Origin of the sequence: Acinetobacter harbinensis (assembly GCF_000816495.1) — a bacterium.
GTDB classification, from domain to species: domain Bacteria; phylum Pseudomonadota; class Gammaproteobacteria; order Pseudomonadales; family Moraxellaceae; genus Acinetobacter; species Acinetobacter harbinensis.
Window position 1 is genome coordinate 2626899 of the sequence record NZ_JXBK01000001.1, and the last position, 6316, is coordinate 2633214.

Below are 6316 nucleotides of genomic sequence, written 5' to 3' on the forward strand. Positions count from 1 at the left end.
ATTTTTTTATTAATAATTTCGTGTGTAATGGTTGGATGCAGTTCAATGGATGTGCGCCCGAACGTGGGGGTGAGTATGGGTACTTCTATTTAAAAGATAATAAAAAACAGCGCCGAAGCGCTGTTTTTTTATTGATTTTAATTTAAGGACAAGTAGTACTCGTACCATATGGGCTCGTTAAGTTAGGACCATATGTTCCATCAGTACTGTAATCATTACTGAGAGATGGTAATCCCAAATTATATGTGGTTCTAAATGGCAGTGTAGCAACTTGAGAAGCGGCGCCAATTTGAATATTTAACCATTGCGCATATATTTTTGGATAACGAATAGTCAAATCAAACTTACCTTCGTCGTCTGTCGTATAGGTTGCTGTTGAACCCTGTCCAAGGAAGGTAGGCACTTTAACTGGGATATTATTCACTTCAGGATTTGTTATAGGCGTTCCTGCTGCGCTAGCAGCACAAACACCTAAAGGATTATTGACCGTAACTGCACGATAATCGTCCATTAAATTAGATGGCGTCCCATTGTTGTTCATTGGAATACCATTGCTTAAATAAATATCTGGATTATTTAAATCATAATAACCTTCACCTGCTGGTACCCATTTTGTCTTAGGATCAGCACCTGCAACAGGTGCTAATGCCCAAATATAACGCCCTTTAAGATAGGTTGAAGGGGTAATGTCCATTTCCACTTTTTGTTTAGCCAATGGCTTACCATCAAAATCAACAACGCTTACTGACAGATTACGCGTATAGTAAACACCATCACTTGAGCTTGCCACCTCAGTCGGGTTGACACCAATGACAATCGAAGCCACTGGATTTGCTACAGCTGCTTGCATCACATCAATAAGAGAAATTTGCGTGGCATCCACATAACCGCTTTCGCTGAAATTGGCAGTTAAGCGTAGATCATCTGTGTTAAAGTTTGCGGCCGTATATTGAGGATTACGCGCATTTTCGTCAATTTTCACTTTAAAAGTAGCTTGACCATTTTCATTTGTAGTTAAACCAGAGGCTCCCACAATAATAGCACCATTGCGCACAAAGTCTTGAATTGCAAGTGACACATACTGATTCGCAACCCCACCTCCATTTCGATCAACCAAAGTCACCGTAACATCTGCTATATCATTACGCACATTTAGGCTCGATTTAGAAGATGCAATGCGTAGTTCATAACGTGCAGGTTGAGCCCCTAGTGGTAAAGGCTTAAAAGCATTAAGACGATGAATTTGAGGTGCAATCGCTCCAGCAGCATCAGTATGCGTTGCCGTTAGTTCGATTCCACTGGCGACTAATAAATCTGCATCAACGGTGGCACCATCAATTTCTACAGCAAAGAAAGCATTACCATTGGAGTCTGTTCTTACCGTTTGGGGATCACTGGTATTAGTCTCATGACCACTTCCTGGCGTACCCACAATTAACGTGGCGCTATTGTTTGCAGATAACCTTACATTTTCGTTACGTACAGGTTGATTATTTTGATCAAGTAAACGTACCGTAATAATTGATTTATCACCCGCAGTACTTAAACTATTTTTAGAGCTAAGAATTTCCAAATGATTCAAGTTAACTGCTTCATAAACACTAAAGTTTATAATTGTTTCTAAAACTTCACCTTTTGGATTAGTAATTGATCCTATAATCTTAATCCCTGCATTCAATAAATCTTGCTTGACAGAATCGGGAATATTTTTAGGAACTAAGATAGAAATTGGAGCAGCACTATTGGCAGAAGTAACGATAGAATCAGCACTCAGTTTTACGCCTGCTGCAATTGCCTCATTGTTCAAAGCTAGATTCACAGGATAAGTAGAATTGGCTCCTAGCTCATCTTTAACAGCGACTTGTACTTGATAGGTTTTACCCAGTTCAAGACTTTTTTGATCAGCTGTTAAACGTAGATTTACCGAATCTTTTGGAATGGCAACTTGAATGATGCCTGTTTGCTGAATACGATCACCATTGTTAAGGTTAGTGCCGATAATAGCAAAAGTAATTCCATTTTTAATGAGGTTAGCATCATAATTACCCTCAGAAACTTGTACTGTAAATTCAGCCTCGCCCTTACTATTGGTCATTAAACTCTTATCGGATAAAGAAACTCTTGAACCTGTTAAACTGGAAAGTGCAATAGCTAAAGGTGTATTTGGAATGATCTGGTTTAAACTATCTCTAGCAACCACTTTAACTTTAACCTCTCCGCCCAATACAGAGACTGTTTGTACATCATACGATACTGACAAACCAGCCAAACTAGGCAACACCACTACAGGTTGGCTGATGTCGACTTTACGCGTTAAAGTATAAGCTGAACCATCTTTACGTGTTCCTTTGACTGCAAGGGTAATACCATTTGCTATTAAATTTGCAAGTTCAGTTGGGTTATTGGCTTTTACTTTTAGACTAAATGTCGCTTTACCTGCATCATTGGTTGTTAAAACAGAAGCTGTGGATAAACTAACCCCGTTATTTAATGCAGCCTCATTTAAACCAATAGCAACTTTTTGACCTGCATATATCTTGCCATCTGTACCCGCTGCATTGATATCAACATTAAAGGTTTGTTCAGTTCCGCTAGTAAGAACCAATTGTCCCGGTAGATCACTGATAGTCAAATAATCTAGATCAATAACCCCTTGCTCATTTGCAGCTTTGAAGTTTAAACGTATGGCTTGCGTTTTATTATTTGAAGCAGAAGCAATCAACTGAACACCTTGTTCAGCAAGAGTTTTCTGAGCAGGTGTTAAATTGGCTTTGTATTCAAAGCTAAAGGTGGCATAACCTGACTCGTCGGTTAATTTAGATGATTGTCCAGTATGACTTAAGCCCAAGTTTTGTAGCTGGGTATCATTAAGTCCAGCAATCGCCAGTGAGACTGTTTCGCCTTTTAAAGCACTTCCTTTCACACCAATAGCTTTCACTTTTAATGTAATGGTCTGATTTTGAGTGTAATCAAAAGAAGTATTAATAGGATCAATTGCTAAGTAACTCACAGCTTCTTCTGATTTAGCTTCATCCTCAACTGCAATTTGAATACTATTGGTTAAATTATTATCTGTTTTAAAATTCGCTGTAATACCTGCTTTGACTAAAGCCACAACAGCTGCATCAGTTTTAGCATTGGTATTTAAAATAAAAGTAACATAACCATTTTTAAATTCTTGTGTTTCACTACCAATAAATGTGACCCCATTTGCAGCTGCTTCTGCATTTAGACTAAGAGTAACCTTGCCTTTGGTTGCCTCCTCACCCTTATTATTAATACCTTGTACTGTAATGGTTACTTGATCGTTCTTTGCATTAATTTTATAAGAAGATGCGATTTGAATACGCTGCAAAGCCAATTGATCATCTGCATTGGTATTTGCAGTAATTACGCTAATAGTATCTTCAGCAAAGATTTCTGAATTATCTGTATAAATTGCTTTTACATTAATACCCTGCTGAGACAAAGCAATTGGATAACTTGAATTGGATTTAAGCGTAAAAGTAGCATAACCATTTTGATCAGTTACAGCTTCGGCTTGATCAATCGTGACCCCATAAGCATCGCTTTTATCTGTAAATAATAATTTAACTTTTTTATTATCTAGCGCAACATTATTACTATTTTTAGCACGAACTTTAATAGTTGTTGTACCACCTTGAGCTACAATCGGTGCATCCGGCTTTATAACTTCAAGTTTTTGTACAATTTTCGAAATATCTTTAAAAGTAATAGCAGCTTTAACCGTCTTATGGGCTTTATTTTCATCAATTAGATGGAATTCTAAACTTTGAGAAGTTGATACAAATTTTAGAATTTCATCCGCTGTTAAATCTGAATTAGCATGAATAGCAAAAGCAGCGTTTCCAGCATTATCAGTTGTCAACGAGGAACCTGAAGCAATTGAAAACTTACCTTGCATCTCAACCGGTAATGCCAACACAACTGTTTGACCCGACTTTACACCACCATTTTTATCGGTAACTTGCGCATTGATGATCACATTACCCTTAGGTAAGTTAAGTACAACACCTTGCTGTATTGAAAGATTATAATTACTTTGAATCGTTGTAGTCTTAACGACATTTAAAGTGTAAATCTGTTTAATACTGGTTCCATTTACTGTCGCAGTCAACTGAACCTTACCTGAACTTGCAGCAATACTTGGAATATCTAATTCGAATACTGAAAGTCCCCCTGCTGTAGTTTTCACTAAAGATGACTTACTGGTGACACCTAATTTTTCATTATCCGTAATAGTCAATGTCACATCTTTATCTGCAATACCACCATTGTCTTTATTTAAGACTTTAACAGTAAACTGGACTGTAGAATTATCATTCGCATTAACAAGTGCCACTCCTGAAATATCTTTTAGATCTACAAAGTTAATAGTTTCAGCAATTTGTGTAGAATTATCTGTCGAATTATTACCACTTCCATTACCTGTATTGCCACTATTACCTGTGTTTGCAGAGCTTGAATTTTCGTCTCCATAATAACCCCCACCGCCACCACCGCAAGCAACTAAGGCAAGCGATGATGCCAGAACGGTAGCTTTCGCCCCAATTTTTTTTAAATTTACTAAATATGACACATCATTCCCCTATTTTTTCTTTACGAAGTTCTCTAGTTTTAAAAGCACTTCAAGGTTTAAATTATAAATTAACCTAAGATAACAAAAACAAACCAATTATTACACCTATTTCATCTCAATTTTAGATGCATTTTTTTGAGTTAAAGATATTCTATAGGGCAGCATTAAATAAAAGAAAATACTATATGTACGATATTATTATTATTGGTGCAGGAACTGCAGGAATTTCTGCTTATAAAGAAGCGATTAAGCACACTCAAAATATTTTAATTATTAATGATGGATTATGGGACACCACTTGTGCACGTGTCGGCTGTATGCCAAGTAAAATTCTTATTTCTACTGCCAATCGAATGCATGGAATTCAACAAACTGATCAGCTCGGTTTAAAAGTAGCAGCCACTATAGATACTTCCGGTGTGATGCCATATTTAAGGCAGCTACGTGATCGCTTTACTTTATCCACTTTAAAGGATGTAGCAAGCTGGAACAAAGAACATAAAATTTCTGGACAGGCTCAGTTTATTGACTCACAAACCATCGTGGTAAACCAAACCCATTATCAAGCCAAAAGTTTTATTATTGCTGTCGGCTCTACGCCAAATATGAATAAAAAATACCAAGATGAACTCGGCGATCGATATATTACCTCCGATCAAATTTTTGAACTCGACACATTACCTCAGTCACTGGCAGTTATTGGTAGCGGTGTGATTGCGCTAGAATTAGCACAGGCCATGCAACGCTTAAATGTTAAAACAACCGTGTTTGCACGGAGTAAAAAAGTTGGATCTTTAACCAGTTCTTATCTACAAACCCTTGCTCAGCAAGAACTAAGCAAGGAACTCAATTTTAAATTCGAAATCCTACCAACTACTGTTAAAGCTGATAAGAATAAAGTCGCCATAACTTTTAATGAGCACGGGCAAGAGCAAAGCATTGAAGTGGATTATTTACTCAGTGCCACAGGCCGAAGCAGTCATTTGGATACACTGCATTTAGAGAAAATTGAGTCCACTTTTAAAGATTTAAAACAGCTACCAGTTAATCTGCAAACAAAGCAATTGGGAAAATATCCTATATTCATTATAGGTGATGCCTATACCACTACACCAATTCAGCACGAAGCCGCACATGAAGGTCGAGAAGTTATTGATAACTGTTTAAATTATCCTCAAATTAACAGTTTAAAAACCCTTAAGCCTCTAAGTATTGTTTTTAGTCAACCGGAAATGGCAATTGTGGGACAGAGTTTCAAACAATTAACTCAATCTAAAATTGATTTTGTAACTGGTATGGTTTCATATGAAAAACAAGGCCGTGCATTAGTCTTGGGTGAAAATAAGGGTGCTGTAGAAGTTTATATCCATAAAATCACACGTAAATTCTTAGGCAGTGAACTTTTGGTTCATTCTGCTGAGCATATGGCGCATTTATTCTCTTGGATATTGTCTGAAGATTTAACAGTTGATGAGCTTTTAGATAAAGAATTTTATCATCCTACCTTAGAAGAAGGCTTAAGAACGGCATTTAAACATGCGCGCAGACAACTCGATGGTTAAGATCGTTTTTTCTGCTCTACTTTACTTCTCGTTTCCTGCATTTTATCTTTAATTTTCCTTATCTTTATTTAAATTTCCCCATAAAAAAACACCCCCACTCATTGAGTGGGGGTGTTTTCAGGAATAATGAGCTGGCGATGACTTACTCTCACAT

The 6316-nt window shown here is 37.0% G+C and carries 2 protein-coding genes; one reads left to right on the forward strand and one right to left on the reverse strand.

The features are described from left to right. Window positions 1–142: 142 nt before the first annotated feature. Window positions 143–4600: a hypothetical protein gene (locus SE27_RS12200; protein ID WP_039623696.1), complete on the reverse strand. Its 4458-nt coding sequence runs from the start codon at window positions 4598–4600 to the stop codon at window positions 143–145. Between the two features lie 185 nt (window positions 4601–4785). On the opposite strand from SE27_RS12200, the gene SE27_RS12205 reads away from it, so the two are divergent. After that, window positions 4786–6162 (forward strand): dihydrolipoyl dehydrogenase, encoded by a 1377-nt coding sequence (locus tag SE27_RS12205; protein WP_039623698.1) that lies wholly within the window; start codon window positions 4786–4788, stop codon window positions 6160–6162. The last annotated feature ends 154 nt before the right edge of the window (window positions 6163–6316 follow it).